Source organism: Arthrobacter sp. NPDC057259 (assembly GCF_042668995.1).
Classification (GTDB): domain Bacteria; phylum Actinomycetota; class Actinomycetes; order Actinomycetales; family Micrococcaceae; genus Arthrobacter.
In genome coordinates this window covers 359,325-384,615 of sequence record NZ_JBHUYA010000001.1, presented here as the reverse complement: position 1 = coordinate 384,615, position 25,291 = coordinate 359,325, and the positions used below count along the sequence as shown (strand labels likewise).

The window sequence follows — 25,291 nt, the reverse complement described above, 5'->3', positions numbered from 1 at the left end:
CTAGCGGTCCGGGCTGCGGTACTCCATCAGGACGGTGTCCCGCCACTGCCCGGCGAGCGGCCCGTAGGACATGAGGCCGATCCGGCGCCGGGTTCCCACCACGGTGAAGCCCAGGCGTTCGTGCAGGGCCAGGGAGGCGGTGTTCTCCGGGAAGATGGTCGACTGGATGGTCCAGATGCCGGCCTCTTCGCAGCGGCTGATGAGCGCAGCGAGGAGCCGCGCACCGTGGCCGCGGCCCCGCGCGGCGGCGGCGAGGTAGAGCGAGTGTTCCACCACGCCGCGGTAGACGGGACGGGAGGACACCGGCGAGACGGCGGCCCAGCCGAGCACGGCGCCGTCGTCCTCCATCACCAGACGGACGTCCGGGCGGCGTCCGGCGTCGAAGCGCTCCCACGATGGAGGTTCCGATTCGAAGGTCGCGTGGCCGGTGGCGATGCCCTCGGCCCAGATCTCCCGGACGGCGGGCCAGTCCGCGGCAGTCAGGTTCCTGATTCGGAGGCCCGCCCCGGCGCTCATCCGGCGTCCGCTAGGCCGCTGCGCCCGTGCAGCAGTCCCGTGGGAAAACCGAGGAGAACCGGCTCCGGGGCGGTGCAGCAGCCGCCGCCTGCCCCGGCTGCGGCGGGCGTCCCGGCAGTGGCGGGCGCATCGCAACTGCTGCCGATGTCCGTGGAGCAAACCCCGGTCTCCGGCAGCTCCAGGTGGACGGTGTCCGCCCCCTCCCGGTCGCCGGCCAGCGCCGCGGCCACGGAACGGACCTGTTCGTAGCCGGTGGCGAGCAGGAAGGTCGGGGCGCGGCCATAGGACTTCATGCCCACGATGTAGAAGTCTTCCTCCGGATGCGCCAGCATCCGCGCCCCGTGCGGTTCCACGGTGCCGCAGGAGTGGAACTCCGGGTCGATCAGCGGCGCGAGCTGCCGCGGCGCCTCCACGCCCGGGTCAAGGTCCAACCGGAGCTCCCGCAGCACGTCCAGGTCCGGGCGGAAGCCGGTCGCGGGGACCACGACGTCGGCGCTGAGCGTGCGCCCGTCGGTGGCCGTGAGTGTGACCTGGGTGCCGTTCAGGGAGACGGCGGCGATGCCGAACCGCGTGTGCAGCTGCACGGTCCCGTCCTGGACGAGGCCGCGGAGCCGGCTGCCGAGCAGGCCCCTGGCGGCGAGGCCGTCGGCGTCTCCGCCGCCGTAGACCTTGGCGGCGGAGGCGCCGCGGATTGCCCAGAGGATCCGGGTGCCGGGCTCCTGGGCCGCCAGGTCGGCGAGGTGGATCAGGGTGTTGGCGGCGGAGTGTCCGGAACCGACCACGACGGCGCTGCGGCCGGCGAAGGTTTCACGGTCGCGGCCCCGCACGTCCGGCAGCGGCGGAGAGATCCGGGCAGTGGCGGCCGGCTCGCCGCGGGCCGGCAGGCCGGAGGTGCCGAGCGGGTTGCGGGTGGACCAGGTGCCGGAGGCGTCGATGACGGCGGCGGCCCGCACCTCGCGGGTGCCGCCCCCGGACTCCTCGATCCGGAGCAGGAACGGCGTACCGGCGCGGTTCCGGCTGTGCGTCTTGTCCAGTCCCTCACGGGTGACGGCGGTGACCCGGGCACCGGCGTGCAGGCGCCCGGCGATGGCGGGCAGCGCGGCCAGCGGCTCCAGGTACCGGTCGATGAGATCCCCGCCGGTGGGCAGACCCGACGGCTTCGGCGCTTCCCAACCGGCGGCGTCGAGCAACCGCACGGCCGCCGGGTCGGTGTTGTACTGCCACGGCGAGAACAGCCGAATGTGGCGCCACTGCCGGATGGCATCGGCCGGGGCCGCCCCGGCCTCGAAAATCACGGGTTCGAGGCCCCTCTCGAGCAGGTGCGCCGCGGCGGCGAGTCCTACCGGACCGGCGCCGATGATGGCGACGGGAAGGGATCCGGTGACGGCCATGGTCAGTCCTCCTTCAGGGATGCGATGAGTTCCTCGATGCGGGCCTTGATCTCGTCGCGGATAGGCCGGACCGACTCCACGCCCTTGCCGGCCGGGTCGGCGAGTTCCCAGTCCTCGTAGCGCTTGCCGGGGAAGATCGGGCAGGTGTCGCCGCAGCCCATGGTGATGACGACGTCGGATTCCTTGACGGCCTCGGTGGTGAGGACCTTGGGGATCTCGGCCGACATGTCGATGCCGAGTTCGGCCATGGCCTCGACGGCGGAGGGGTTGACCTTGTCCGCGGGCGCTGATCCGGCGGAACGGACCTCGATCTCGCCCTTGCCCAGGGTGGTGAGGAAGGCGGCGGCCATCTGGGAGCGTCCGGCGTTGTGGACGCAGACGAACAGGACGGAGGGCTTCTTGGCCGTTTCGGTGCTCATGCGATTCTCCTGAGTGTGCGGGGTTAGGCGGAAAGGGTGCGGGGGGTGAAGTAACGCCGGCGGGCCCAGAGGGCGGCGTAGACAAGTGCCACCAGGACGGGAACTTCGATCAGGGGCCCGACGACGCCGGCGAGCGCTTGCCCGGAGGTGACGCCGAAGGTCCCGATTGCCACGGCGATGGCGAGTTCGAAGTTGTTGCCGGCGGCCGTGAACGCGAGCGTGGTGGTCTTGCCGTATCCCAGACCGAGGCCCTTGCCGATGGCCATCCCGGCGCCGAAGATCACCAGGAAATAGACCATCAGCGGCAGGGCAATCCGGAGAACGTCCAGCGGCCGGGAGGTAATGGTGCCGCCCTGAAGTGCGAACAGCAGGGTGATGGTGAAGAGCAGGCCGTACAACGCCCAGGGGCCCAGCTTCGGCAGGAACGCCCCCTCGTACCAGTCGCGGCCCTTGGCTTTTTCGCCGATGGTGCGGGTGAGGAATCCGGCCAGCAGCGGGATTCCGAGGAACACCAGCACCGAGCCGGTGATGGCCCAGAAGGAGAAGCCGGCGCTGGTGGTCGGCAGCCCCAGCCAGGACGGCAGGAGCTGGAGGTAGAACCAGCCCAGGGTGCCGAAGGCGATGACCTGGAAAACGGAGTTGATGGCCACCAGCACGGCCGCCGCCTCCCGGTCGCCGCAGGCGAGGTCGTTCCAGATCATCACCATGGCGATGCAGCGGGCCAGACCCACAATGATCAGCCCGGTGCGGTATTCGGGAAGGTCCGGAATGAAGATCCAGGCCAGGGCGAACATGAACGCCGGCGCCAGGATCCAGTTGAGCGCCAGGGACGTGACCATGAGCTTCCGGTCGCCGATGACGCGGTGCGCCTGGTCGTAGCGGACCTTCGCCAGCACCGGGTACATCATCACCAGCAGGCCGACGGCGATCGGCAGCGAGACTTCGCCGATCTTCACGGCGTCGAGCGCGGTGTTCAGGCCAGGGATGGCGCTTCCCAGCAGCAGGCCCAGAACCATCGCGACGATGATCCATACCGGCAGGAACCTGTCCAGGGTGGAAAGCCTGCCGACGACGGCGGCCTCACCTTCACGGGTGGGCGACGGGTCAGTCTGGGTGCTCACGGGGCTCCTGGCGGGTAAGGGATTCGCGATAGAGATCGAAACTTGTCGATATGAAGTATCGGCGGCTATATCGACGAATGTCAATCTATGGGCATAATGAGGGCATGACGTCGCTGGACATTCTTGATCAGGCCTCCACCGGGAGCTGCTGCACACCCTCTGCGACCCCGGCCCTGGCGCCGGAGGAGGCCCGGCGCAGGGCGTCCGTCTTCAAGGCGCTCGCCGATCCGAACCGGCTGCGGCTGCTCTCGATCGTCAAGGGCTCCGGCGGGGGCGAGGCGTGCGTCTGCGACCTGACAGAACCCCTCGGCCTGAGCCAGCCCACCGTTTCCCACCACCTGAAAATCCTTGTCGACGCAGGCCTCCTGCACCGTGAGAAGCGGGGCACCTGGGCCTACTATTCTCTTGTCCCGGGGGCGATCGCCGGAACCGCCGGACTCGTCGAATCCCTCTAGGGACCCACCGCCGGGAAACCGGGCTCCGCAAGCGCCGAGTCATCTTGTGTATAATACCCCTAGGGGTATCATTGGAGGGCGGGTATCCATTCGAAGTCCCGGCACCACAACTTTTGAGGAGAACACCATGTGCAGTCCCGTTCGATGCAACACCTGCGGAAAGATCACCTGGGCCGGCTGCGGCGAGCACGTTGACTCCGTGATGGCCAACGTTCCCGCTGAACAGCGCTGCACCTGCAAGTGACCCCCCGGCCGGCACGGGAGCACCCTCCGCGGCAGGCGTCGCAGCGCAAGGTGCTCTCCGTGCTGGTAGGCGGCCAGGTCCTCGGCGGAGTCGGCATGGGCGCCACCTTGTCCCTGGGATCGCTGCTCGCGGCCCAGCTGTCCGGGTCCCCGGCCTGGGCCGGCACCGCGGCGACCATGAGCACCCTCGGCGCCGCCCTGGCCGCCATCCCGCTCTCGCGCCTGGCCCTGGCGCGCGGCCGCCGGGTGTCCCTCTCCACCGGCGCCCTGATCGCCTGCCTGGGCGCCGCCACGGCTATCAGCTCCGCGGCGCTCGGCATCTTCCCGTTGCTGTTGCTGGGCCTGATGCTGCTGGGCTCGGGCTCGGCCGTCAACCTTCAGGCCCGGTTCGCGGCCACCGACCTCGCCACCACGGGCACCCGCGCCCGCGACCTGTCCGTCGTCGTCTGGTCCACCACCGTCGGCGCAGTCCTCGGCCCCAACCTCTTCGGCCCCGGCGAGGCCGTGGGTGCCGCCCTCGGCTTGCCGCCCATGACCGGAGCCTTCGCCTTCTCCGTCGCCGGCCAGCTAGCCGCCGCGGCGGTCTACCTCACCGGGCTCCGGCCCGACCCGCTGCTGCAGTCCCTCCGCGCCGGCGCCCGCACCGAGGCTCCGGAGCCGCCGCAGACCGGCCGGCAGATTCTCCGGCAGAACAACCGGGCGCGGTACGCCGTCGCCGTCGTCGCCCTCAGCCATGCCACCATGGTGGCGCTGATGTCCATGACGCCTATCCACCTGCGCGAGCACGGCGCCAGCCTGACCATTGTAGGCTTCACCATCAGCCTGCACATCGCCGGCATGTATGCGCTCTCCCCCGTCTTTGGCTGGTTCGCGGACCGCGTCGGCCGCCTGCCAGTGGTCCTGGCGGGACAGGCGACGCTGCTGGCCTCGCTGCTGATCGCCGGCCTCTACTCCGACTCGCAGGCCGGCGTCACGGTCAGCCTGATCCTGCTGGGCCTGGGCTGGTCCGCCTCCGTGGTGGCCGGCTCCGCGATGGTGGCCGAGTCCGTGGCAGGCCAGGACCGGCCCGCCCTGCAGGGGATCTCGGACCTGAGCATGAACGCCGCCGGCGCCCTGGGCGGTGCGCTGGCCGGGCCCGTGCTGACCGCGGCGGGCTACTCCGGCCTGGGCTTCCTGGCGATGGTGCTGGTAGCGATCGTGCTGGCCTGGACCGGACTGAGGGCCCGCGCGGACCGCACCGCTACCCCGGCGGTGCGGTAGCGTCGTTCCCAGGTCAGCCGCACCCCGCGGCCGCACGCAAGGGAGCCCCGATGCCAGACGCCACCACCCCTCCGCAGCCGTCCGGCCCCGCCGGCAGCGCCCGGCCCGTCCGCTGGGGCATCCTCGGGACCGGCCTCATCGCCGGCCTGCAGACCTCGGACCTGGTCGACCACGGCTTCAGCGTCCAGGCGGTCGGCTCCCGCGCCGCGGACACGGCCCGCGAGTTCGCGGACCGCTTCGGCGTGGCCACGGCGCACTCGAGCTACGAGGCGCTGGCCGCCGACCCCGACGTCGACGTCGTCTATGTTTCCTCGCCGCACCCGTTCCACTATGAGCACGCGATGCTGGCCCTCGACGCCGGCAAACACGTGCTGGTGGAGAAGCCGTTCGCCATGACCGCCCGGCAGGCCCGGCACGTCACCGAGGCGGCGGCATCGAAGGGGCTGGTGGCGCTGGAGGCGATGTGGACCCGCTACCTGCCGCACATGGTCCGGATCCGGGAGCTGATCGGCTCCGGCGCGCTCGGAGAGGTCCGGACCCTGCTGGCGGACCACACCCAGAACCTGCCCAAGGACCCGGCCCACCGGCTCAACGACCCCGCCCTCGGCGGCGGCGCCCTGCTGGACCTGGGGATCTACCCGGTGTCCTTTGCCTTCGACGTGCTGGGTGTGCCGGAGCGGATCCATGCCTCGGCCAGCATGACAGCCACCGGGGTGGACCGGCAGACCGCCATGATCTTTGACTACGCCCGGGGTCAGCAGGCCGTCCTGCACTGCGCCCTGGACACCGCGGGCCCCAACCGCGCCGCGGTCCTGGGCACCGGCGGCCGGATCGAGATCGACCCGGTCTGGTACACCCCCACGGGCTTTAGCCGCTACGACGACGCCGGCGCGCTGGTGGAGCGTTTCGAGGAACCGGTCACGGGGCGCGGCATGCAGTACCAGGCGTGGGAGATGGAGCGCCTGATCGCCGCCGGCGCAACCGGAAACGACATCCTCCCGCCGGAGGAAACCGTGGGCATCATGGCGGCCCTGGACACGGTGCGGGAGCGGATCGGGCTCCGGTACGACGCCGACGGCGAGTAGGACAGGCCCACCCCCGGACAGACACCGCCTCGGGGCCGGCTGCCGGAACCACCGGTAGCCGGCGGTCAGCCCCGGAGGGACAGCTTCCCCCGGGCCAGGCTGTCCGCGGAGTGGGCCGGATCGCCGTCGTAGGGTTCGTCGGAGACATCCAGCACCGGATACGCCGTCAGGTCCAACCCGCCGGGCACGACGAAGGCCTGGCTCCCCTGCCCCAGGACGCCCAGGCTGACCATCCTGGACAGGTCCGCGGAGCCCAGCCACACCTCGCGGTAGCCCGCGAGCTGCTGCTCCGGGAGGGTGACCACAACCTGCCGCGTACCGTCGGGCAGTTGCTCCACCAAGGCGCTGCCGCGGGCGGAGTGCCCGCCCAGCGGCGTCAGGACGGCCTCACCGATCACGGCCGCGGTGGGGCCGGCGCCCGGGGCCGGAGCGGTGCTGGGAGCGGGACCGGCGGCCGGCGGGGTGGACTGGCCGAGGACGCTCCAGGCCGTCCAGGCGCCGGCGGCGCCGAGCAGGATTCCGGCCGCCGCGCCGAGGAGCCAGGGGGCCCGGCGGGGCAGCCGGCCCGCTGTACCAGTCCGGGGCGGATCCTCCGGGGCCGGCGCCTCGGGCCGCCGCCGGCTGGCTGACGGCCGCAACGGCGCCGGAGCGGGCGGAGCCGGTGCGGCCAACGGGTCGACCGCCAACGGAGCGGCCGCCGGGGGGTCGGCGGCGAGCGGATCGGCGGCGAGTGCCGGCGCCAGGCCCAGCGTCCCGTGGATCGCGGCCCAGTTGTGCCCGCCCGGCGCGACCAGCTCCGCCCCGGCGGGGTCCACCCTTGCCGCTACGACAGCCCGCCGGAACCCGTCCAGGAGGTCCCGGCATACCCCGCAGCCGTCCAGGTGGAGGGTTTCCTCCGCGGTGGCGTCCCGCTCGCCGAGAGCCAGCAGGGCCAGGAGGTCCTCGTCACAATGCGCCATGTTCCACCTCCAGCCGGGAACGAAGCCGCGCCAGGCTGCGGCGTATGTGGCTCTTGACCGTGCCGAGCGGGAGATTCAGCCGGGACGAGATCTGGTCGTGGGTCAGGTCCTCGTAGAAGGCCAGCCGCATGATCCGGGCTTGCGGGTCTCCCAGGCGGTCCAGCTCATCCTCTAGAGTGAGCCGGTCCGCTAGCGCCTCGGGAGTGGGCCTGCCGGCGACTTCGCCCGGCACCGACACCAGCTGCCGGGCAGACTGTTCGAGGTCGCGGCGGTGGGCCCGGGCCGAGAGCGCGTCGGAGATCTTGTTCCGCGTGATCCCGATCAGCCACGCCGGTAACCGGGCGGCCTCGGGGCGGTAGCTGGTCCTGGACTTCCACGCGCGGATGAAAACCTCCTGGGTGACGTCATCGGCGGCCCCGTGTTCGCACAGTGCCCGGAGCGCGAGCGTGTGGATCAGCGGTGCCAGCAGGCGGTAGGCCTCGGCGAGGGCCCACTCCTCCCCCTGCGCGAAGGCATGGTCGATGCCGGCGTCCCATTCGCGAACGGCAGTCTCCACGGTGTGCCCCTTCGAGCGACAGTGAGACCGTGGAACGTCATTATTCCGACTCGGCGGAGGCGCGGCAACGGTCTTAAGGTCCGGGCGGGCCGCTACATGCGGCCCGCCCGGCGCCTGTCTGGCCGGTCCTAGTTGTCGTGGTTCTGGGACTTGACCACCTGGACCGCCAGGGCCAGGTTGTTGTCCGCGAGGCTGCCCCAGGCGTAGACGATGGTGTTCTCTCCCGCGGTGACTGTCACGGGTGCCGGTCCGATCAGCGCCTCGGTGCTGCCGGCGGCGGCCACGGACGCCTCCACTGTTCCGGCGTCGAGCGTGAGCTTCTTCTGGTCGGGGTTCTCCAGGCCCTCGATCACTGCGGTTCCCCCGGCGAGGACGTCGACGGCGGGTGCGGCGGCCACGTGCCGGACCGTCAGTTTGCCCTTGCCCTCCGGCGCGGGCTTCGTGTCGTTCCGGAACAGCGTGGCGGTGGGTTCGCCGTCGGCGTTCAGGTGTGCCACGGCGGTGTAGTCGCGGCCGGCCTTGAGGTCGACCTTGACCGGACCGATGACGGGGTTGTCGGCGCTGGTGGCGTCCGCTCCCGTGATGGCGATCTTGTGGTCGCCGGCGCTGACGTCCAGCGGACCGGCCAGCGTACCGGGGGTGAAATTGTCCAGGGTGAGCTTGCCGTCAACCCAGACGTCCACGGTCAGGCCCGGGACGCCGTGGAGGACCGAGAGTTTCGCCGTGCCGGGGTCCGGGCAGTAGCCGCCCGCCTGGGCGGGGGCGGCGAACGCGAGGCTGCCGAGCAGTGCCATGGCACCGACGGCTGCGGAGAGTGATTTCTTGTACATGTGGAGCTCCTCATTGAGGCCCGTGCGGGCGGGTGATGCGCTGACACCTTTACTACCGGCCCAAAGGTCCGCCCGGATGCACCCGCACCAAACTTTTTTCCGCACGTGGGCCCCGAACGCAGAGCGGCCCGGCGGATGAGACCGCCGGGCCGCGCCGTGAGGATTCGAGGTACCTCTCGAAGGAGGGTCAGCCAACCTTGCCGGAGAGAGCCACCAGGACGCCCGCCGTGGCGAAGTACTTGTTGCTGCCCAGGTCCTTGAGGGTCTTGATACCCATGCCGGCCAGCAGTTCGTCGTGCTTTTCCGTCAGGCCGGCGAGGGCCGACGGGGGTGCCGCCAAAACCTCATCCAGCGTGGCATTCTCATATGCCTTATCGAGGGCCTTGCCCAATTCGATGGAAACTGCCATGGTCATTTCCTTTCATCGGTGGGGTGGAAAAATTGGTGGGAACTGCGGCGTTCAGGGCCTGCGGTCGGCCTGCAACGCGTCGCGGATTTCGGTGAGCAGGGCGATTTGCGGGTCTTCGGCCGCCTCGTCCTTGACGTCCGGGTGAATGCCGAGGCGCCGGTTGCGGCGTTCGATCATCTTGTTCATGGGGAGGACGATGATGAAGTAGATCGCGGCCGCCACCAGGAGGAAATTGACGATGGCGGTGAGGAGGACGCCGAATTTAATGTCGTTGCCGTTGAGGGTGACGACGGCAAAGCTATCGAAATTCGGCGAGCGTACGAGAGCCGCGATGAAGGGCATCAGGACGCTCTGGACGAGGGCAGTGACCACGGCGCCAAAGGCTGCGCCAATCACGACGGCGACGGCAAGGTCCACGACGTTGCCTTTGAGAATGAAATTCTTGAATCCGGTCAACATGTTTACCAAGCTACTCTCCGGAAATACACCAGCAGATACCTTGGGGTAAATTTCCGGAATTATTTTTGACGGGAACGGGAATCACCGCTTGGCGGCACGGACCCGCTTCCGGTCTAGAATCAGCGACGCCGCGATCCCCAGCATCCAGATGTCCTTGGCCAGGCCTGTGCCCTGCTGGGTGGGGCGGATCCCGTCCGCCTCGGTCATCCCCGGGGTCTTCAGGTACATGGTGACGAGGGAACCGGAGAAGGCGGCCAGGCCCAGGCCCACCAGCCGGCTTGGGATGAACGGGGCCAGCAGCGCCGCGCCGAGGGACATCTCGGCGTAGCTCAGCATCTTCCCGAAGGTCACCGGGTCCATGCTGGCGACGGGGGGAAGCGCCCGCGCGGCCATGGCCTGGACTCCGGCGGCGCTCTCGGCGTCGAGGTTCCGTTTACCCCAACCCGAGTTGAGGATGAAGGCTCCGGTGGTCAGGCGCAGTGGAAGATGGCTCAGTCTCATGGCGGTCCCCTTGGCTGTGTGGTTGTGGGTGGTGCCGGATACGCAAGAGCCTAGTGACCCCCGGCCCGCCTCCGCCAGACCCCGGTGCGGTTCGCGGGGCCGGGTGCCCCTCCCCTCACGCGCCGTGTTCTGTCAGCATGGGAGCGGCACCGGAGCCCGCGGCACAGGAACCGCGCATTCGGCGGTCTATCCAACGGGCCCATCCATCGGACCTTTCCAACGAGGAGCGGAGGAAGCATGGCAGGAGACGGGAAGTTCAGGATCGTGGTGGGGGTGGACGGCTCGCCGCAGTCGCAGGCGGCGCTGGACTGGGCCGTCGAGGAGGCCGGCCTGCGTTCGGGAGAGGTGCTGGCGATCGCCGCCTGGCACTATCCCTTCGTCAGCGACGCGCTAGGCCAGGCCTGGGATTACGAGGTCTTCCAGCGCGACGCCGAGACCATCCTGGAATCGGAACTGGCCCGGGCCGGGAACCGGGGCGTGGCGTTGACCGGCCGGGCGGTGCAGGGCAACCCGGCGTCGGCCCTCATCGAAGCCTCCCGGGACGCCGACCTCGTGGCCGTCGGGTCCCGCGGGCACGGCGGATTCACGGGAATGCTGCTGGGCTCCGTGTCCTCGCAGACGGTCCACCACGCCCACTGCCCGGTGCTGGTGATCCGCGAACCCGACGCCTAGGGTGATCCCATGCCCAGCCGTATCGCAGGAATAGCGCTCGACGCCGCCAACCCCGGACTCCTCGCCGCCTTCTGGTGCGCCGTCCTGGACTGGGAGGTGGTGCCCGAGGACGGTGACGGCGAAGAATTGGTAAGCATCGCCGCGCGGGACCGCTCCGGGCCGTGCATGGACATCATCGCCGTCCCGGAGGCCAAGGCGGGCAAGAACCGGCTGCACCTGGACCTGCGCGCCGACGGCAACTCCACCGCCGCGGAACTGCAGCGCCTTCTCGATCTCGGCGCCACCCGTGCCGACGTCGGCCAGGGCCCGGACGTCAGCTGGGTGGTCCTTGCCGACCCGGAGGGCAACGAATTCTGCCTGCTCTCCCGCACGGTGCAGGACGTCACGCGGGACGACGAGCAGGCCCGGCAGCAGATGCAGGCCTAGCCGCGTCCGCAACCGGGCACCGCCGGCTACAGCTCAGTACCGGTAGAAGCCCTCGCCCGATGCCACGCCCAGCTTGCCGTGATCGATGTAGTTCTCCTTCAGGTAGCGCGCGAAGGCCTGCGACCCGGCGTCGGGCGCGTTCGAGGAGATGTTGTACGCAGTCGTGAGGCCGACCACGTCGAAGATCTGGAAGGGCCCGCTGGGGGCGCCGGTGGCGATCCGCCACGTCTTGTCGATGGTCTGTGGATCCGCGACGCCCTGCAGCAGCAGGCCCGCGGCGGCGTTCAGCAGCGGCACCAGCAGCGAGTTCAGCACGTACCCGGCCTTCTCCTTCCGGATTTCCACCGGCTCCAGGCCGCTCTCCCGCGCGAAGGCGACGACGGCGTCGAACGACTCGGGGCTGGTCTCCGCGGTGCCCATCACCTCGGCGATGTTCTGCGCCCAGATGTTGTTGGCGTAGTGCAGTGCCAGGAAGCGGTCCGGCCGGCCGGTGGATTCCTTGAGGTCGCTGGGCAGCAGGGTGGAGGAGTTGGTGGCGAAGATGGTCCGCTCCGGGGCCAGGGCCGCGAGGGAGCGGTACACCTCCCGTTTGAGCCCCAGCACCTCGGGCACCGCCTCGATCACCAGGTCCGCGTCGGCCACAGCGTCGCCCAGGTCCGAGGTGAGCCGCAGCCGGGTGAGTGCCTCTTCAGCCTTGCCGTCGGCGGCGCCGGGCACCTGGCTGCGGTAGATCGCGGCGAGCCGGTCGAAGCGAACCCGTGCCGCGCTGAGGGCGTCGTCGTCGACGTCGTAGGCGGTGACGGCGAACCCGTGGAAGGCGGCCTGGTAGGCGATCTGCGAGCCGAGCACGCCGGTGCCTAGGACCGTCAGGTTGTGGATCGGGGCCATGCGGGTACTTCCTTTCCGTCCGGCTACGCGCCGGGGTTGGTGGTGCCGTAGATACTGCGGATCCAGATGGTGGACAGGACATCCAGGGCGCGGGACTCCTCCAGTGCCGGGATTTCCCGGTTGAGTACGGCAGTGATGACCCGCTCGTTCATCAGGTTGAGGCTGACGGCCAGGTCGTGGGGATCGGCTCCGCCCGTCGCCGCGCCGCGGTCCTGTTCGGCCGCGATGACGTCGCTGGAGAAGTCCACCCAGGACTGCATGGACCGGGACCAGAGCGCGCGGACCTCCTCGTTCCGGGCGCGGGCGGCGATGGCGGCGGTGGCAACGCCGCGGTGGTCGGTGAACACGTCGACGAAGACGCCGATCGAGCGGGTCCAGGCGGCCACCGCGTCCCGGCCGAAGTCCCGCGGCAGGGCCCCCACCCGGTGCTCCACTTCGGTGATGACCCTGTCCAGGAGCGCCAGCAGCACCGCGTCCTTGGAGGGGAAGTAGAAGTAGAAGGAGGGCCGGGAGATGCCGGCACCGCGGGCCAGGTCCTCGATCGAGACGTCGTCGAAGGACCGCTCGGCGAGCAGCGCCTCGGCGGTGATGAGGATTGCGTCCTGGCGTTCGTCGCCCGAAATCCGGGCGCTTCGCCTGCCTCGTTCAGCCATGCGCCCATCGTAGCGCCTCTTCTCAACAGACTGTTGACTCTTTCGACACCGAGTCGATAACTTGGCCGTATGAGCGAACACGTGGATGTGTTGATTGTCGGAGCGGGCCTGAGCGGCATCGGATTTGCCAGCCGGTTGAAGCGCGAGCTGCCGGGGAAGAGTTTTGCGGTGCTGGAGTCCCGCGGGGCGGTCGGGGGGACCTGGGACCTCTTCCGGTACCCGGGCATCCGCTCTGACAGTGACATGTACACCCTCGGGTATTCGTTCCGGCCCTGGGAGGGCGCCAAGGCGATCGCGGACGGCGACTCCATCCGCGACTACATCCGGTCCACGGTTGCCGACGAGGGGCTCGAGCCCGCCATCCGGCTCAACACCCGGGTAGTCTCGGCCGACTGGTCCAGCAAAACCGCGCAGTGGACCGTCACCGTGGTCCGGACCGGCGACGGCGAATACCGGCCCGACGAGGCTCAGGACGGTCAGCGGCAGACACTGACGTGTTCGTTCCTCTCGGTCTGCTCCGGCTACTACCGCTACGACGAGGGCTTCAGCCCGGCCATCGAGGGTGCGGAAGACTTCGCCGGCACCATCGTGCACCCGCAGCACTGGCCCGCGGACCTGGACTACTCCGGCAAGCAGGTGGTGGTGGTCGGCAGCGGCGCCACGGCCGTGACCCTGGTGCCGTCCATGGCGAAGACGGCGGCGCGGGTCACCATGCTGCAGCGCTCCCCCACCTACATTGCCCCGGTCCCCGCCCGCGACCACCTGGCGGACCGGCTGCGCGGCAAGCTGCCGGCCCAGCTGGCCTACGACGTCGTGCGCGTGAAGAACATCCTGTTCTCGATGTTCACGTACCAGCTCAGCCGGCGGCGCCCGGAGACCATGAAGGCCATCCTGCGGAAGTCGGCGGTGGCAAAGTTGCCGTCCGGGTTCGCGGTGGACACGCACCTGGCGCCCACCTACCAGCCGTGGGACCAGCGGGTCTGCGCCATCCCCAACGGCGACCTGTACCGCGCCATCAGCGCCGGTACCGCGGACATCGTCACGGACCGGATCGCGCGGATCACCCCCGAAGGCATCGAACTGGCCTCAGGCGGCTTCCTGCCGGCCGATGTGATTGTCACGGCCACCGGGCTGAACCTGCTGGTGATCGGCGGGATGTCGCTCACCGTCGACGGGGAGCCGGTGGACGTGGGCCGGACGCTGACCTACAAGGGCATGATGCTCGACGGCGTCCCCAACTTTGCGCTGACCATCGGCTACACCAACGCCTCCTGGACCCTGAAGGCTGACCTCGTGGCCGGCTACGTGGTCCGGCTCCTGAAGCACATGGATCGGCGGGACCGGCAGTGGGTGGCTCCGGCCGCACCGGCCGAGGTTTCCCAGGGTGAGCTGACGTCGCTGATCGACCTGAAGGCCGGGTACATCTTCCGCGGTTCGGACCTGTTGCCGCGCCAGGGGGCCGGCTCGCCGTGGCGGCTGCACCAGAATTATCTCCGCGACTTCGCCCTGCTGCGCGCCGGCCGGCTGACCGACCGGGTCCGCTTCGGGCGCCGCGGCCAGCGCGTCCGCGCAGGGGCGCCGGCGGCCCCGGCCCCGAAGGACCCGCTGGAGCTGCCGGGCACCGGATACGTCCAAGTGGGCGGCACGCGGCTGCGCTACCGCGAGACCGGCAGCGGCAGCCCGGTGCTGCTGCTGCACGGAATCGGGCAGAGCCTGGAGGACTGGAACGAACAGCATGAGCTGCTGGCCGGACGGCACACCGTGTACAGCGTCGACCTGCCGGGCTTCGCCTACTCTGAGCGGCTGCCCGGCACCGCGACGCTGGCCCGGCTCGCCGGCATCCTCCCCGGCTTCCTCGACGCCGTCGGGGTGCGGGAGCCGCTCCCGGTCATGGGCAATTCACTCGGGGGCGCCGTGGCCATGAAGCTGGCGGCGGACCACCCGGAGCGGGTCGCCGCCCTGGTGCTGGCCAACAGCGCCGGCTTCGGCAAGGAGGTCACCCTGGTGCTGCGGCTCTTGGCGCTCCGGCCCGTGGCCGCGCTGCTGATGCGCCCGGCGGAGGCCTCGTCGCTGCGGACCGTGCAGTCGCTGTTCTACGACAAGTCGCTGGTGACGCGGGACCGGGTGGGGCATGCCCTGGCCCTGTCCCGGCGCGCCCCGCACCGGAAGACGCTGGTGGATGTCGCCCGGGACCTGGGGACCATTGCCGGCGTGCGCGCCGAGTGGCGAAGCGAGCTGCTCGCCGCCCTGGCGCGCAGGGATGTTCCGGCGCTCGTGGTCTGGGGAGACCATGACCACATCCTGCCGTTCAGCCACCTCAAGGCCGCGCTCGCGGCCCTCCCGGGGGCGGAGTCGCACGTCTTCGCCAACACCGGCCACATGCCCCAGATCGAGCGCCCGGACGAGTTCGCCGCCGTGGTTGAGGACTTCCTCGAACGCCGCACCAGCCCGGCAAAGGAGTCCCCCGCCACGCAGGCAGGGGCCGAACTGCAGCCGGACCCGGCCTAGGTCAGGGTCCAGGACCGCTTCGACAGTCCGAACCAGAAGCCGTCGATCGCGGTCCTGGCGTTGAGGTCGCCGGATTCGTAGGCGGCACCCAGCGCCACGTATAGCGGCGCCCAGTGCTCGCTGCGCGGGTGCGCCTCCCGGGCCGCCGGGGCCTTGTGCAGGAAGTCCAGGATGGAGTCGACGTCGCCGCGGGCCATGGCTTCCTCGGCCCAGTGGTCGAACTCGCGCGAGACCGAGGGCGGCGTGCTGTCGGGGCCGCCCGCGGGGTTGAACCAGCGCAGGTTGTGGGTGGTGAACCCGGATCCGACAATCAGGGTGCCACGGTCGCGCAGCGGGGCCAGGGACCGGCCCAGGGTGAACAGGCCTTCCGGGTCCAGGGTGGGCATGGACATCTGCACCACCGGGACGTCAGCCTCGGGGAACATCTCCTTCAGGGGCACATACGCGCCGTGGTCCAGGCCGCGGCTCTCGTCCCGCTCCACGTGGTGGCCGTGGTCCGCCACCAGCCTGGCCACCTCGGCGGCCAGCTCCGGGGCCTGCGGCGCGTCGTAGGTGACCTCGTAGTACTTCTGGGCGAACCCGCCGAAGTCGTAGACCAGGCCCGGGTTGCGGGTGGTGGCGCTGAGCGTGACCGGAGCGTTCTCCCAATGAGCGGAAATCATCAGCACATCCTTGGGCTTCGCGAAGGTGCCGGACCAGTCGCTGAGTTCCCGGGTCCAGGTGGCGTCATCCGCGAGCGGCGGGGCGCCGTGGCTGAGGAAGAGGACGGGTGAGCGGTCAGCTGTCGATGTCATGCCTCGAGTTTATGAGGTTTTAGTTGAAGTTTCAAGTGTTGTTTAAACTGCTTTGCGGCAGACTGATCGCGTGACCGGAAACCCCTGGGTGCTTCACGTCGACCTGGACCAGTTCATCGCCGCCGTCGAAGTCCTGCGGCGGCCCGAGCTTGCCGGCAGGCCGGTGATCGTCGGCGGTCGCGGCGATCCCGCCGAGCGCGCGGTTGTCTCCACGGCGTCCTACGAGGCCCGGGCCTTCGGCGTCGGCTCCGGGATGCCGCTGCGGGTCGCCGCCCGCAAGGTGCCCGACGCCGTCATCCTCCCCGTCGACCGGGACGCCTACCTTGCTGCCTCCGAAACGGTGATGGCGGTGCTGCGGGACCAGCCCGGCGCCACCGTCCAGGTACTCGGCTGGGACGAAGCATTCGTCGGCATCACGACGGCGGACCCGGAAGCCTACGCCCGGGCCATCCAGGCCGCCGTCCTGGAAGAGACCCGGCTGCACTGCAGCGTGGGCATCGGCGACACGCTGGTCCGGGCCAAGGTGGCCACCGGCTTCGGCAAACCGGCGGGCATCTTCCGGCTGACCGCGGAGAACTGGCTGGAGGTCATGGGCGCCAGGCCCACCCGGGAGCTGTGGGGCATCGGCGCCAAGGTCTCCGCCCGGCTGGCCGCGCTGGGCATCACCACCGTGTCCGAACTGGCCGCGGCGGACCCGGCCGCCCTGGTCCCGGAGTTCGGGCCAAAGATGGGCCCCTGGTACGCGGAACTCGGCCGCGGCGACGGTTCCGCCACCGTGGACAGCACCCCCTGGGTTGCGCGCGGGCACAGCCGCGAGACCACCTTCCAACAGGACCTCACCAGCCCCGGCCAGGTCGAATCCGCCCTGCGCGAGCTGGTGGCGCAGGTCCTGGGCGACGTCGCCGCCGAGGGCCGGCCCGTCGTCGGACTCACCCTCAAGGTCCGCTACGCGCCGTTCACCACCAAAACCCTGGCCCGCAAAATTCCGCAGACCTCGGACGGCGCGGACATCCTGGCCCGCACCCTGGCCATCGCCGCGGAAATCGACCCCGGGCGGCCCATCCGGCTGCTGGGGCTGCGGGCCGAGATGACCATGCCCGACGATGCGCGGCAGGGGCACACACCTACCCGCGGAGGCTGGTGAGGACGGCCGGCGCAGTACCTGTTTTTTCCCCGGCGCTGCTTGGAAATTACGTGTTTACAGCCCACGGAGGCGGCCGTAGGGTGCTCGGTTAACAAGGGTTTAGACAACCTTGGGAAGGGATCGATGCACCATGCAAACCACCCGAAACACTACAAGAAAGAGCATTCTCATCAAGGCGCTGGTCACCGCGGGTCTGGTGGTGGCGGCGCTTCTGGGCGGCCCCGCGGCGGTCGCCCGGGCGGAGGACAAGCCCCTGATTGGCCTGACCTTCGACGACGGGCCCTCACCGCAGCGAACGGCCTTCGTCCTCGACGTCCTGAAGCAGAAAGGCGTGAAGGCGACCTTCTTCCTGCAGGGCGTGAACGCCCAGCAGTACCCGGACCTGGTCCGACGGATCAAGGCCGAGGGGCACGTAATCGGCAATCACTCCTGGAACCACCCCAATTTCCCGGAGCTGAGCAACGCCCAGCAGAAGGACCAGATCGACAGCACCAACGCCGCCATCTCGGCCGTTACCGGATCCACCCCGAAACTGCTGCGCTTCCCGTTCGGCAACAGCACCACCTATGCGGCCGGCTACCTCAAGACGCTCGGCATGAGCGGCGGGGTCCTCTGGCACTGGGACGTCGGTAATCCCGGCGACTTCGAGTGCCCCGGCGCCACGGGCGTGCAGAACTACGTCATGGCCGAGGCCGCCCCCGGAGCGATCATCCTGCTCCACGACGCCGAAGACGTCCTGAACTGCCCGGCGTCGCAGTGGACCTACCTGTCGTCCACCATCGACGCCCTGCGCGCCGAGGGCTACGACTTCGGGGTGGTGGCGCCGTCGTCGTCCGCCAACCCGGTCAACCAGGGTTCGCCCGCCGTCGTCGTGGCACCCGCGGGTTAGCCTGCTGGGACCGATCCGGGCTGCTCCATGGCGGCCCGGATCAGGTCCGCCAGTCCGGCCAGGTCCACGGCGGTCTCCGTGTTGACCCGAACGGTCGTCCCCAGCTCAAGCGGGGCGCCGCGCTCCGACCACTCCGCCCAGGTCGCGTCGGCCGTCGCCGGGTCCATCGTGTGGATGGCGTGGCGCACCCGCCGTTCATAGCGCGCCCGGGCGGTCTCCGCGCGGACGTCGCACCAAATCTCCGTAATGGCGGGGGCGCCGGACAGGGCGGCCCCTCGCCTCGCGTGCTCCAGGTCGCGGGGCCGGTACCACCAGGATTCGACGACGGCGGTGCCGGGCACCGCGGCCGCCAGTTGCCACATGGTGTCGGACGCGATCTGCCCCAGCCGGCCGCCGGAAACGCAGCCGCCGGTGGTGTCCGCGAGCGCCTCCTTGAGTACGTCCTTGGAGATGACGGGGAGTTGCAGCATGCCGCCGAGCTGGCGGCTGAGTGTGGTCTTACCGGACCCCGGCAGCCCGTTGACCAGAATCAGGGAGGCGGCCATGGGTCAGGACCCACCCTTTGCATGGGCGTCCCTGCGGCCGCGCACGTGACCCTCCTGCAGCGCTCCCCCGGTGCTCTCCAGCACCGACGAGGCGACGCGGCACAGCTCGTCGCCGGAGCGTTCGGCGGACCGCGCCCACCCGACGAGATCCGTGGCCTCGGGGCGGTCAACGCTACCCAGCCGTCGGACCAGCCACTTTCCGGTTCCGAGCCAGCTGTTGTTGGCGAGCAGCAGCAGTTCCCCGCTGCGGACGAAGACGTCGGCCATGACGGCCAGCGCCTCCCCCGGGTCCGTGTTGCCCCGGAGATCGTCGATGGCGGCCGTGAGCCCGTACCGCAGGTCGTCCCCCTGGTGGGGGTCCAGGGGCGTGGGACCGGCGTCCAGGATGGCCCTGGCTGCGTCTCTGAGCTGGTTTGCGGCGTCCTCGCCCATCAGGGGAAGTCCGGTCGCCCACATGTCGAGCGCCACCGGCCGACGCAGCCCGGCTTCCTTGGCGAACCACTCCTCGATTCCCTCCGGGCCATAGACGAACGATTCCACCAGCCAACCGTCGTAGCGCAGCGTCTCGGCGTAATTCGCCGTCCGGTCTGCGTAGTAGATGACCACGTCCAGATCGGAGGTGTCGGTCCCACGCCCCGCGGGGATGCTGCCCGCCAGAGCCGCCGCAGCCGCCTCCGGATGGAATTCGCTGACGAAGGCCCGGGCCGAAGCCACCGCCCGCTCCAGAATTGTCGGGTTCATAGGCTCAGCACTTTCTCTGCGATGCGGCGGGCGGCCAATTCCGGCAAAGTCCGGGTTGTGTCGATAACCTCCGCCTCAGCGTGCAGCCACGTTTCTGCGGCGTCAGCATACGGTTCAACATAAGCCATGCGGAACGACGACGGGCCAAGGACCTTATCCTTCTGGATTCGGTCCCGGAGCGTCTGTTCGTCTGCATGCAGGACGAAGTGCTGAACCGGGATGCCATAGCCGTCCAGTCCGGCGCTGATTTCCCGCCAGTAGCTCTCTACCAGCACTGTCATCGGGATGACCAGCGTGCCGCCGGTGTAGTCGAGGACGCGGCGGGCGGTCTCCACCACCAGCGGCCGCCAGGGATCCCAATGCTGAAAGTTCCCTAGGTCGGGCAGGGCGGGCGCGATGTCCATGAGGACCTCCCCCACTTTCTCCGCGTCGAAGACCCGGGAATTCGGCAAGAGCTCCTGCACCAAGGCACTCGTCGTCGTCTTGCCCGCCCCGTGGGTTCCGTTGATCCACACAATCATGGCTGCACTCTAACCCGGGCCCTTTGCTAGGATCGGCCGGACCGTCCCAGGCAGCAGTGACATCCACGAAGGCGAGGATCCATGAAGGCAGCTCTCTACGACGGCTTTGCCGCGAGGTACGCCGCGGAGAACGAGTCCAGTCTCCTCAACGCGCACTACGAGCGGCCCGCGATGCTGGACCTAGCCGGCGACGTCCAGGGCAAGCGGATCCTGGATGCCGGCTGCGGGGCCGGCCCGCTGGCGGAGGCGCTGCTGACCAGGGGCGCCTCGGTGACCGGGATCGATGTCAGCCCGGCCATGATCGACCTCGCGCGGCGGCGCCTGGGACCGGACGCGGACCTCCACGTCGCTGACCTAGCCGAAGTACTGCCGTTCCCGGACAACACCTTCGACGACGTCGTCTGCTCGCTGGCCCTTCACTACCTTAAGGACTGGTCGGCACCCCTGGCCGAGCTTCGCCGCATCCTGGTCCCGGGCGGCCGCCTGATGCTGTCGGTGAACCATCCGACGGTCAGCGTCGTCAACTATCCCGGCGAGGACTACTTCGCGACCCGGGAGTACTCCGAGGAATTCGAGTTCGACGGCGAGCCCGCAGTGCTCACCTTCTGGCACCGGCCGCTGCACGCCATGTTTGATGCGTTCTCCGCGGCCGGCTACCGAGTGGTCCGGGTCGCCGAACCGGCCCCCTCGCCGACCACACCCTCGGAGCTGCTTCCACGCCGCATCGCCGCCGGCGAACGCTCCGCGTTCCTGTCGTTCATCTTCTTCGTCCTCGACGCTGGCTGAAGACGCCGTCGATGCACCAAAGACCCACGGTCACCCTCCTTCATCCGGAAGGGCTGAGCAACGCGGCCCAATACGCCTACGCGGCGTCCGTCGCTCCCGGCGCACGAATGATCTTCCTGGCGGGAGCGTGCCCCCTGAATGTGGACGGCACGACGGCGGAGGTCGGGAACGTCGCCGGCCAGGCGAGGAAGGCACTCGACAACATGCGGGTAGCCCTGGAAGCCGCCGGCGCGGGCATCCAGGACGTCGTCTTCACGCGGGTCCTCGTGGCGTCCAGCGACCGCGCCGATCTTCACAGTGCGTGGGAGGTGGTCCGGGAGGCTTTCGGAGATCACGACGTGCCAAGCACCCTGCTGGGCGTCACGGTTCTTGGGTACGCTGACCAGCTTGTCGAAATCGAGGCCGTCGCCGCGGTAGTACCCTGACGCGCCGCCGCAGCTGCCCCCCGATCCCCTGCTGGGCGTCCGCTGAACGAAGAATGGGCTCCCGGCGCATGGCAGCTGGTGGTGCGCCGTGCGCCGTCGTCCGGCCCTCCCTTGTTACGATCGAGGGGTCCGCGGAAACCGCGGGGACCGGCGGAGCGCCCAGCGGCGTCCGGCGCGCAGTGCACGTCCACCAGTCTGAGGTTGATAGATGGTCCTTCAGGATCGCGCAAAAGCTACCCGAGCGGCGGTCATCGCCGGTGCCGCAGCGGTTTTCGAGGAACAGGGCTACGGCAGCACCAGCCTGACCCAGGTGGCGGAGCGGGCCCAGGTGACCAAGGGCGCCATGTACTTCCACTATCCCTCCAAGGAAGCCCTCGCCCGGGCGGTCATTGCCGAACAGCACCGCTTGGCGGAGGCAGAGGGCCAGCGGGTCCTGGCCAAAGGCCTGCCACCCCTCGAGTCGATGATTCTCATCTGCGCCACCTTCGGGCGCCAGTTGCTTGAGGAACCCGTGGTCCGCGCCGGGACGCGCCTTACGTTCGAGGCCACCTCATTCGGGCCACCGGTCCGGGAGCCCTACGTGGACTGGATCGCCACCATTGAAGAGCTGACCGCCCAGGCCCGGGCCGCGCATCAGCTGCGGGCCTCCGTCGACGCGGAAGCTTTCGCTCATTACCTGGTGGCCTCTTTCACCGGCGTGCAGATGGTCTCCTGCGTCTTGACCGAACGCCAGGATGTCATGCAGCGCATCGAGCAGATGTGGGACATCATGCTGCCCGGAATCCTGCACGAAGACCTGCTGGAACAGGCCAAGAAGCTGTCCGCGCTCATTCCCCAGGCTGTCCTGAAACCCGCCCCGGCAACGGATTAGACAAAAACCGGACGCCCGTCTTGTTTATGGGACTGCCGTGCCCTAAGGTTGTGACATATCCATTAGGAACCGCACTTTTGCGGTAGCTGTGTCGGCGCACAAGTTTTTGGGGGGCGCCGACACGGCTTTTTCCGTTTCCGGACGTCCCGACGCATTCAGCGGCCCTTTTTCTGGCCCACGCTATAGCGGAAGGAAAAGCGGGGCGGCTACTCGCCGTCGTCCGGCCGGCCCGCCTCGCGGTGCAGCCGGGAACGGGCGCTGTTTTCCACCAGGGTAGGGACGTAGATCCTGATCCGGCCCGTGTCCAGGGAGTGGTATTCCTCCCCCACGATGCTCTCGATGCGGTGCCGGGGAGCCTCGGGAAAGCGTGCCGCGAGGCGCTCGGTAACCTGGCTGATGGTCGATTCCTGCTCAGCGTCGCTCATGCTGTCATTGTGAGCCAGCGGATATTCGCCGTCAATGAATCCACTGCCGTTCCGGACGGCGTCACCCGGCATTCATCTTCCTGCCGCACAGTTTCCTCCAACCCCGCATCCCCGGGGCGTTGTTGAGGAAAGGTCACCATGGTGCGTCTCCCCCGCCGGCTGCCCGTTCTGGTGACCCACAACGGCCGGTTTGCACTCTCGCCCTTCGCCGCCGCCGACGTCGACCCCCTGGCCCGCCTGCTGACGCACGACTCGGTGTGGTCGCAGGGCTACGGCGACGGCGGCCCCCGGCCTGCCACCTACGGCCAACTCATCGAATTCATCCACCGGCGCTACGACGGACTGGCGGTCTTCGCCATCCACCACCACAGGATGCCCGGATCGCCGCTGTTCGCCGGCACCACCGGCATCACCGGCGTCTCGGACGGCAGGGTCAGGGTGGGCCGCACCGTGATCGACCCGGCGCTGTGGGGCACGGGCGCCAACCACGAGGCGAAGGTCGCCGTCTTCGATTGGCTGTTCGCGGCCGGAGCCGACGGGATCGAGTGCGACGTGGACCCCCGCAACGTCCGCTCGCTGAAGTCGCTGACAACCCTGGGGTTCGCCGTCGAGGGCTTCCGCAGGATCCCGTCGCCCGCCACGGACTCCGGCTGGCGGGACATGGCCGTCCTCGTCCTCCCCGCGAAGTCCTGGCCCGAAGCCCGGGCACGGGCGGTGCGGACGATTGATGCCGGACGGCCCGCCCTGGGCGCTCCCGCCTAGCGCTGCCGGAGGCGAATAATCGTGTGTTTTGCCGGGCGACGCCCCGTCCCGGGGTACCTTTAGGGAGTTGCCGAACATTTCGGCTTGGGTCTTGGAAGGTAAGGGGACATGGCACCGGTTATTGTCGACGGCGGCAAGGGCAGCGTTGAGCTCGACGACGGCGGTTACGTGCACCTGCGCTGGCTGCCCAAGGTGGACATCCAGGTCGAGGACGCCCGGGCCGCGATGGCCACCGTGAACGATGTCTGCCAGGACCAGCCCCATCCCATGCTCGTGGACATGGCCTCGGTCGCGTCGGTGAGCCGCGAGGCTCGGGCCATCTGGTCCATCCCCTGCAGCGCCTCGCGCATCGCGTTGCTGGGCCGGTCGCCGGTAGACCGTGTCCTGGCGAACTTCTTCCTCGGCGTGCACATCCCGCCGTGTCCCACCCGGTTCTTCACCTCCCGTGACGACGCCCTGGCGTGGCTCACTACCGGACAAGCTGGTCCCACGGCGTGAGCCCTGACGGGGAGACCGCCGATCCACGGCTGCAGGAACTCGTCGAAGGAATTGTCCGCCTGGCCGCCGGCGACCTCGAGGCACGGCTCGTCGCCTCCGAGAACGGTGACGAGATCGATGCGGTGATAACCGGCATCAACCTGCTGGCGGAGGAACTCGGCCACATCCACGCGGAACTGGAGGAGCGCGTGGCCGCCCGGACGGCCATGCTGCGCCGGACCCAGGTGGAACTGGAACTGATGGCCAAGACGGATGCCCTGACAGGCCTGGCCAACCGGCACCTGCTCAGCGAACGGATCCGAGACGCCATCGCGGCCACCTCAGACGCAGCCAGGGTCCCCGCCGTGCTGGTGCTGGACCTCGACTCCTTCAAAGCCATCAATGACACCCTCGGCCACAGTGCCGGCGACGCGGTGCTGGTGGAGGTCTCCCGACGCCTGCTCTCGGTGGTCCGGGCCGAGGACACCGTAGCGCGCCTCGGCGGCGACGAGTTTGCCGTCCTCATCGACGGCGCCACGGAGGAAGAGACCCTCGCCATCGCCCAGCGCGCCCGCGACGCGCTGCAGGAAAGCGTGAAGATTGGCTCCGAGACCGTCTGGACCACGGCCAGCATCGGCGTGTGCATCCAACGCGCCGGCTACTCGCCCGAGGACCTCATCCGCGACGCGGACATCGCCATGTACCAGGCCAAGTCCGAGGGCCGGAATAAGGTCCGCCGTTTCCATCCGGACATGCTCGACGCCGTCCTGGAACGGTCGCGGATCACCTCCGAGCTGCGCAGCGCCGCCGCCGGCGGGGAACTCGCCCTGCTGTACCAGCCGGTGGTGGAACTCGCCACCGGGCGGATCGCCGGCGTCGAGGCCCTGGTCCGGTGGCACCACCCCGTCCACGGCACGATCATGCCGGAGCTGTTCATCGGCATCGCCGAGGAGACCGGGCTGATCCTGGAACTGGGCCGATGGGTGCTCCAGGAAGGCATCGCCCAGCTGGGCCGCTGGAAGGCCGAGGCCCCGGATCTGGCCAACTTCGGACTCCATGTGAACCTCTCCGCCGCGGAACTCCTGCGCAGCGACCTGGTCGACGACGTCCGGGAAACCCTGGCACGCCACGGCGTGGAGCCCCGCCGGCTGGTCCTCGAGATCACCGAGACCGTCCTCATGTCCCGCGGCGCCGGTGAGGAGCAAATCCTGCACCGGCTGCGGGACCTCGGCGTCGGACTGCAGATCGACGATTTCGGAACCGGGTACTCCTCGATCAGCTACCTGCGCTCCCTCCCGGCGGACACCGTCAAGGTGGACCAGTCCCTGATCCGCAACCTCGAATCGGACCCCCGGCAGCACAAGTTCGTCGCCGCCGTGCTGCAGCTGATCTCGGCCGCCGAGCTGAACGCCATCGTCGAAGGCATCGAAACCGAGGGCCAGGCGTCCCGGCTGCAGGCCATGGGCTGCCAGTACGGCCAGGGCTACCTGTACGGGCGCCCGGTCGACGCCGCGCAGGTGCTCGAACGGCTCCGCGGCGCGGTCCAGCCCCGGTAGAGTA

Annotated in this window: 31 protein-coding genes; 14 read left to right on the top strand and 17 right to left on the bottom strand. The window is 69.4% G+C overall.

All coding sequences use genetic code 11. From position 1 onward, the window contains the following. From ACFUCU_RS01840 to arsB, 4 genes are read right to left on the bottom strand one after another with little or no spacing between them, the layout of a single operon-like run. Complete coding sequence (locus tag ACFUCU_RS01840) at positions 1 to 516, bottom strand: GNAT family N-acetyltransferase (protein ID WP_377970287.1); 516 nt, start codon at positions 514 to 516, stop codon at positions 1 to 3. After that, positions 513 to 1,907: an FAD-dependent oxidoreductase gene (locus tag ACFUCU_RS01835; RefSeq protein ID WP_377970285.1), complete on the bottom strand. Its 1,395-nt coding sequence runs from the start codon at positions 1,905 to 1,907 to the stop codon at positions 513 to 515. The genes ACFUCU_RS01840 and ACFUCU_RS01835 overlap by 4 nt, the downstream gene beginning before the upstream one ends. Before the next feature lie 2 nt (positions 1,908 to 1,909). After that, positions 1,910 to 2,326 carry an arsenate reductase ArsC gene (locus ACFUCU_RS01830; RefSeq protein WP_290257674.1) on the bottom strand — a complete coding sequence of 139 codons (417 nt, stop codon included), beginning with the start codon at positions 2,324 to 2,326 and terminating at the stop codon, positions 1,910 to 1,912. A 23-nt stretch (positions 2,327 to 2,349) separates the two neighbouring features. Next, positions 2,350 to 3,447, bottom strand: coding sequence for an ACR3 family arsenite efflux transporter (arsB, locus tag ACFUCU_RS01825; RefSeq protein WP_377970283.1), 1,098 nt, complete (start codon positions 3,445 to 3,447; stop codon positions 2,350 to 2,352). Between the two features lie 104 nt (positions 3,448 to 3,551). Between arsB and ACFUCU_RS01820 the strand changes: the two genes are divergently transcribed. From ACFUCU_RS01820 to ACFUCU_RS01810, 3 genes are all read left to right on the top strand, one after another. Continuing rightward, a complete protein-coding gene (locus tag ACFUCU_RS01820) occupies positions 3,552 to 3,902 on the top strand; it encodes an ArsR/SmtB family transcription factor (protein WP_377970281.1) in 351 nt (116 codons plus the stop codon). Between the two features lie 303 nt (positions 3,903 to 4,205). Continuing rightward, on the top strand, positions 4,206 to 5,405 hold the full coding sequence (locus ACFUCU_RS01815) for an MFS transporter (RefSeq protein ID WP_377970280.1): 1,200 nt from the start codon (positions 4,206 to 4,208) through the stop codon (positions 5,403 to 5,405). 50 nt (positions 5,406 to 5,455) lie between these two features. Further along, positions 5,456 to 6,490, top strand: a complete 1,035-nt coding sequence (locus tag ACFUCU_RS01810) for a Gfo/Idh/MocA family protein (protein WP_377970279.1) — start codon at positions 5,456 to 5,458, stop codon at positions 6,488 to 6,490. Between the two features lie 65 nt (positions 6,491 to 6,555). Here ACFUCU_RS01810 and ACFUCU_RS01805 read toward each other — a convergent pair whose 3' ends face one another. The 6 genes from ACFUCU_RS01805 to ACFUCU_RS01780 all read right to left on the bottom strand — a co-directional run bounded on the left by ACFUCU_RS01805 (position 6,556) and on the right by ACFUCU_RS01780 (position 10,204). Continuing rightward, the gene (locus ACFUCU_RS01805) at positions 6,556 to 7,449 is read right to left on the bottom strand and encodes an anti-sigma factor (RefSeq protein WP_377970277.1); all 894 of its coding nucleotides are present in this window, start codon (positions 7,447 to 7,449) and stop codon (positions 6,556 to 6,558) included. Beyond that, positions 7,436 to 8,005 (bottom strand): RNA polymerase sigma factor, encoded by a 570-nt coding sequence (locus ACFUCU_RS01800; RefSeq protein ID WP_290257668.1) that lies wholly within the window; start codon positions 8,003 to 8,005, stop codon positions 7,436 to 7,438. The genes ACFUCU_RS01805 and ACFUCU_RS01800 overlap by 14 nt, the downstream gene beginning before the upstream one ends. A gap of 128 nt (positions 8,006 to 8,133) precedes the next feature. After that, positions 8,134 to 8,835: a DUF4397 domain-containing protein gene (locus ACFUCU_RS01795; RefSeq protein ID WP_377970275.1), complete on the bottom strand. Its 702-nt coding sequence runs from the start codon at positions 8,833 to 8,835 to the stop codon at positions 8,134 to 8,136. Positions 8,836 to 9,022: 187 nt separating this feature from the next. Next, entirely contained in the window at positions 9,023 to 9,244 is a 222-nt protein-coding gene (locus ACFUCU_RS01790; RefSeq protein ID WP_290257666.1) for a hypothetical protein, read from the bottom strand. A 51-nt stretch (positions 9,245 to 9,295) separates the two neighbouring features. After that, positions 9,296 to 9,703, bottom strand: a complete 408-nt coding sequence (gene mscL / locus ACFUCU_RS01785; RefSeq protein ID WP_377970273.1) for a large conductance mechanosensitive channel protein MscL — start codon at positions 9,701 to 9,703, stop codon at positions 9,296 to 9,298. An 81-nt stretch (positions 9,704 to 9,784) separates the two neighbouring features. Further along, positions 9,785 to 10,204, bottom strand: coding sequence for a hypothetical protein (locus ACFUCU_RS01780; protein WP_377970271.1), 420 nt, complete (start codon positions 10,202 to 10,204; stop codon positions 9,785 to 9,787). A 237-nt stretch (positions 10,205 to 10,441) separates the two neighbouring features. Between ACFUCU_RS01780 and ACFUCU_RS01775 the strand changes: the two genes are divergently transcribed. Together ACFUCU_RS01775 and ACFUCU_RS01770 are read left to right on the top strand one after the other, a co-directional pair. Further along, a complete protein-coding gene (locus tag ACFUCU_RS01775; protein WP_377970269.1) occupies positions 10,442 to 10,876 on the top strand; it encodes a universal stress protein in 435 nt (144 codons plus the stop codon). Between the two features lie 9 nt (positions 10,877 to 10,885). Beyond that, a complete protein-coding gene (locus tag ACFUCU_RS01770) occupies positions 10,886 to 11,302 on the top strand; it encodes a VOC family protein (protein WP_377970267.1) in 417 nt (138 codons plus the stop codon). A gap of 33 nt (positions 11,303 to 11,335) precedes the next feature. On the opposite strand, the gene ACFUCU_RS01765 is transcribed toward ACFUCU_RS01770, so the two are convergent. Continuing rightward, complete coding sequence (locus ACFUCU_RS01765; protein WP_377970266.1) at positions 11,336 to 12,190, bottom strand: 3-hydroxyacyl-CoA dehydrogenase; 855 nt, start codon at positions 12,188 to 12,190, stop codon at positions 11,336 to 11,338. A gap of 23 nt (positions 12,191 to 12,213) precedes the next feature. After that, a complete protein-coding gene (locus ACFUCU_RS01760; RefSeq protein ID WP_377970265.1) occupies positions 12,214 to 12,843 on the bottom strand; it encodes a TetR/AcrR family transcriptional regulator in 630 nt (209 codons plus the stop codon). A gap of 69 nt (positions 12,844 to 12,912) precedes the next feature. Here ACFUCU_RS01760 and ACFUCU_RS01755 point away from each other — a divergent pair, with 69 nt between their 5' ends. Further along, the gene (locus ACFUCU_RS01755; RefSeq protein WP_377970264.1) at positions 12,913 to 15,351 is read left to right on the top strand and encodes an alpha/beta fold hydrolase; all 2,439 of its coding nucleotides are present in this window, start codon (positions 12,913 to 12,915) and stop codon (positions 15,349 to 15,351) included. Here ACFUCU_RS01755 and ACFUCU_RS01750 read toward each other — a convergent pair. Continuing rightward, positions 15,348 to 16,145, bottom strand: coding sequence for a dioxygenase (locus ACFUCU_RS01750; protein ID WP_377970262.1), 798 nt, complete (start codon positions 16,143 to 16,145; stop codon positions 15,348 to 15,350). The two genes, ACFUCU_RS01755 and ACFUCU_RS01750, sit on opposite strands and share 4 nt — an antisense overlap. Positions 16,146 to 16,233: 88 nt before the next feature. On the opposite strand from ACFUCU_RS01750, the gene ACFUCU_RS01745 reads away from it, so the two are divergent. Beyond that, on the top strand, positions 16,234 to 17,289 hold the full coding sequence (locus ACFUCU_RS01745) for a DNA polymerase IV (protein ID WP_377970786.1): 1,056 nt from the start codon (positions 16,234 to 16,236) through the stop codon (positions 17,287 to 17,289). A gap of 130 nt (positions 17,290 to 17,419) precedes the next feature. After that, positions 17,420 to 18,178: a polysaccharide deacetylase family protein gene (locus tag ACFUCU_RS01740; RefSeq protein ID WP_290257657.1), complete on the top strand. Its 759-nt coding sequence runs from the start codon at positions 17,420 to 17,422 to the stop codon at positions 18,176 to 18,178. On the opposite strand, the gene ACFUCU_RS01735 is transcribed toward ACFUCU_RS01740, so the two are convergent. From ACFUCU_RS01735 to ACFUCU_RS01725, 3 genes are read right to left on the bottom strand one after another with little or no spacing between them, the layout of a single operon-like run. Continuing rightward, the gene (locus ACFUCU_RS01735; protein WP_377970260.1) at positions 18,175 to 18,723 is read right to left on the bottom strand and encodes an AAA family ATPase; all 549 of its coding nucleotides are present in this window, start codon (positions 18,721 to 18,723) and stop codon (positions 18,175 to 18,177) included. The two genes, ACFUCU_RS01740 and ACFUCU_RS01735, sit on opposite strands and share 4 nt — an antisense overlap. A 3-nt stretch (positions 18,724 to 18,726) precedes the next feature. Then, positions 18,727 to 19,464, bottom strand: coding sequence for a hypothetical protein (locus ACFUCU_RS01730; protein ID WP_377970258.1), 738 nt, complete (start codon positions 19,462 to 19,464; stop codon positions 18,727 to 18,729). Beyond that, positions 19,461 to 19,985, bottom strand: a complete 525-nt coding sequence (locus ACFUCU_RS01725) for an AAA family ATPase (RefSeq protein WP_377970257.1) — start codon at positions 19,983 to 19,985, stop codon at positions 19,461 to 19,463. The genes ACFUCU_RS01730 and ACFUCU_RS01725 overlap by 4 nt, the downstream gene beginning before the upstream one ends. A gap of 81 nt (positions 19,986 to 20,066) precedes the next feature. Between ACFUCU_RS01725 and ACFUCU_RS01720 the strand changes: the two genes are divergently transcribed. The 3 genes from ACFUCU_RS01720 (at position 20,067) to ACFUCU_RS01710 (ending at position 22,067) form a co-directional block, all read left to right on the top strand. Next, positions 20,067 to 20,771: a class I SAM-dependent methyltransferase gene (locus ACFUCU_RS01720; RefSeq protein ID WP_377970255.1), complete on the top strand. Its 705-nt coding sequence runs from the start codon at positions 20,067 to 20,069 to the stop codon at positions 20,769 to 20,771. Between the two features lie 11 nt (positions 20,772 to 20,782). Continuing rightward, positions 20,783 to 21,196, top strand: a complete 414-nt coding sequence (locus tag ACFUCU_RS01715) for a RidA family protein (RefSeq protein ID WP_377970253.1) — start codon at positions 20,783 to 20,785, stop codon at positions 21,194 to 21,196. Between the two features lie 208 nt (positions 21,197 to 21,404). Then, entirely contained in the window at positions 21,405 to 22,067 is a 663-nt protein-coding gene (locus ACFUCU_RS01710) for a ScbR family autoregulator-binding transcription factor (protein WP_377970251.1), read from the top strand. A gap of 206 nt (positions 22,068 to 22,273) precedes the next feature. On the opposite strand, the gene ACFUCU_RS01705 is transcribed toward ACFUCU_RS01710, so the two are convergent. Beyond that, positions 22,274 to 22,492, bottom strand: coding sequence for a three-helix bundle dimerization domain-containing protein (locus ACFUCU_RS01705; RefSeq protein ID WP_364135274.1), 219 nt, complete (start codon positions 22,490 to 22,492; stop codon positions 22,274 to 22,276). Positions 22,493 to 22,630: 138 nt separating this feature from the next. Between ACFUCU_RS01705 and ACFUCU_RS01700 the strand changes: the two genes are divergently transcribed. The 3 genes from ACFUCU_RS01700 to ACFUCU_RS01690 all read left to right on the top strand — a co-directional run bounded on the left by ACFUCU_RS01700 (position 22,631) and on the right by ACFUCU_RS01690 (position 25,287). Next, complete coding sequence (locus ACFUCU_RS01700) at positions 22,631 to 23,254, top strand: GNAT family N-acetyltransferase (RefSeq protein ID WP_377970249.1); 624 nt, start codon at positions 22,631 to 22,633, stop codon at positions 23,252 to 23,254. Positions 23,255 to 23,362: 108 nt separating this feature from the next. Further along, on the top strand, positions 23,363 to 23,752 hold the full coding sequence (locus tag ACFUCU_RS01695) for an STAS/SEC14 domain-containing protein (RefSeq protein WP_377970247.1): 390 nt from the start codon (positions 23,363 to 23,365) through the stop codon (positions 23,750 to 23,752). Continuing rightward, entirely contained in the window at positions 23,749 to 25,287 is a 1,539-nt protein-coding gene (locus ACFUCU_RS01690; RefSeq protein WP_377970245.1) for a putative bifunctional diguanylate cyclase/phosphodiesterase, read from the top strand. The genes ACFUCU_RS01695 and ACFUCU_RS01690 overlap by 4 nt, the downstream gene beginning before the upstream one ends. Positions 25,288 to 25,291: the final 4 nt, after the last annotated feature.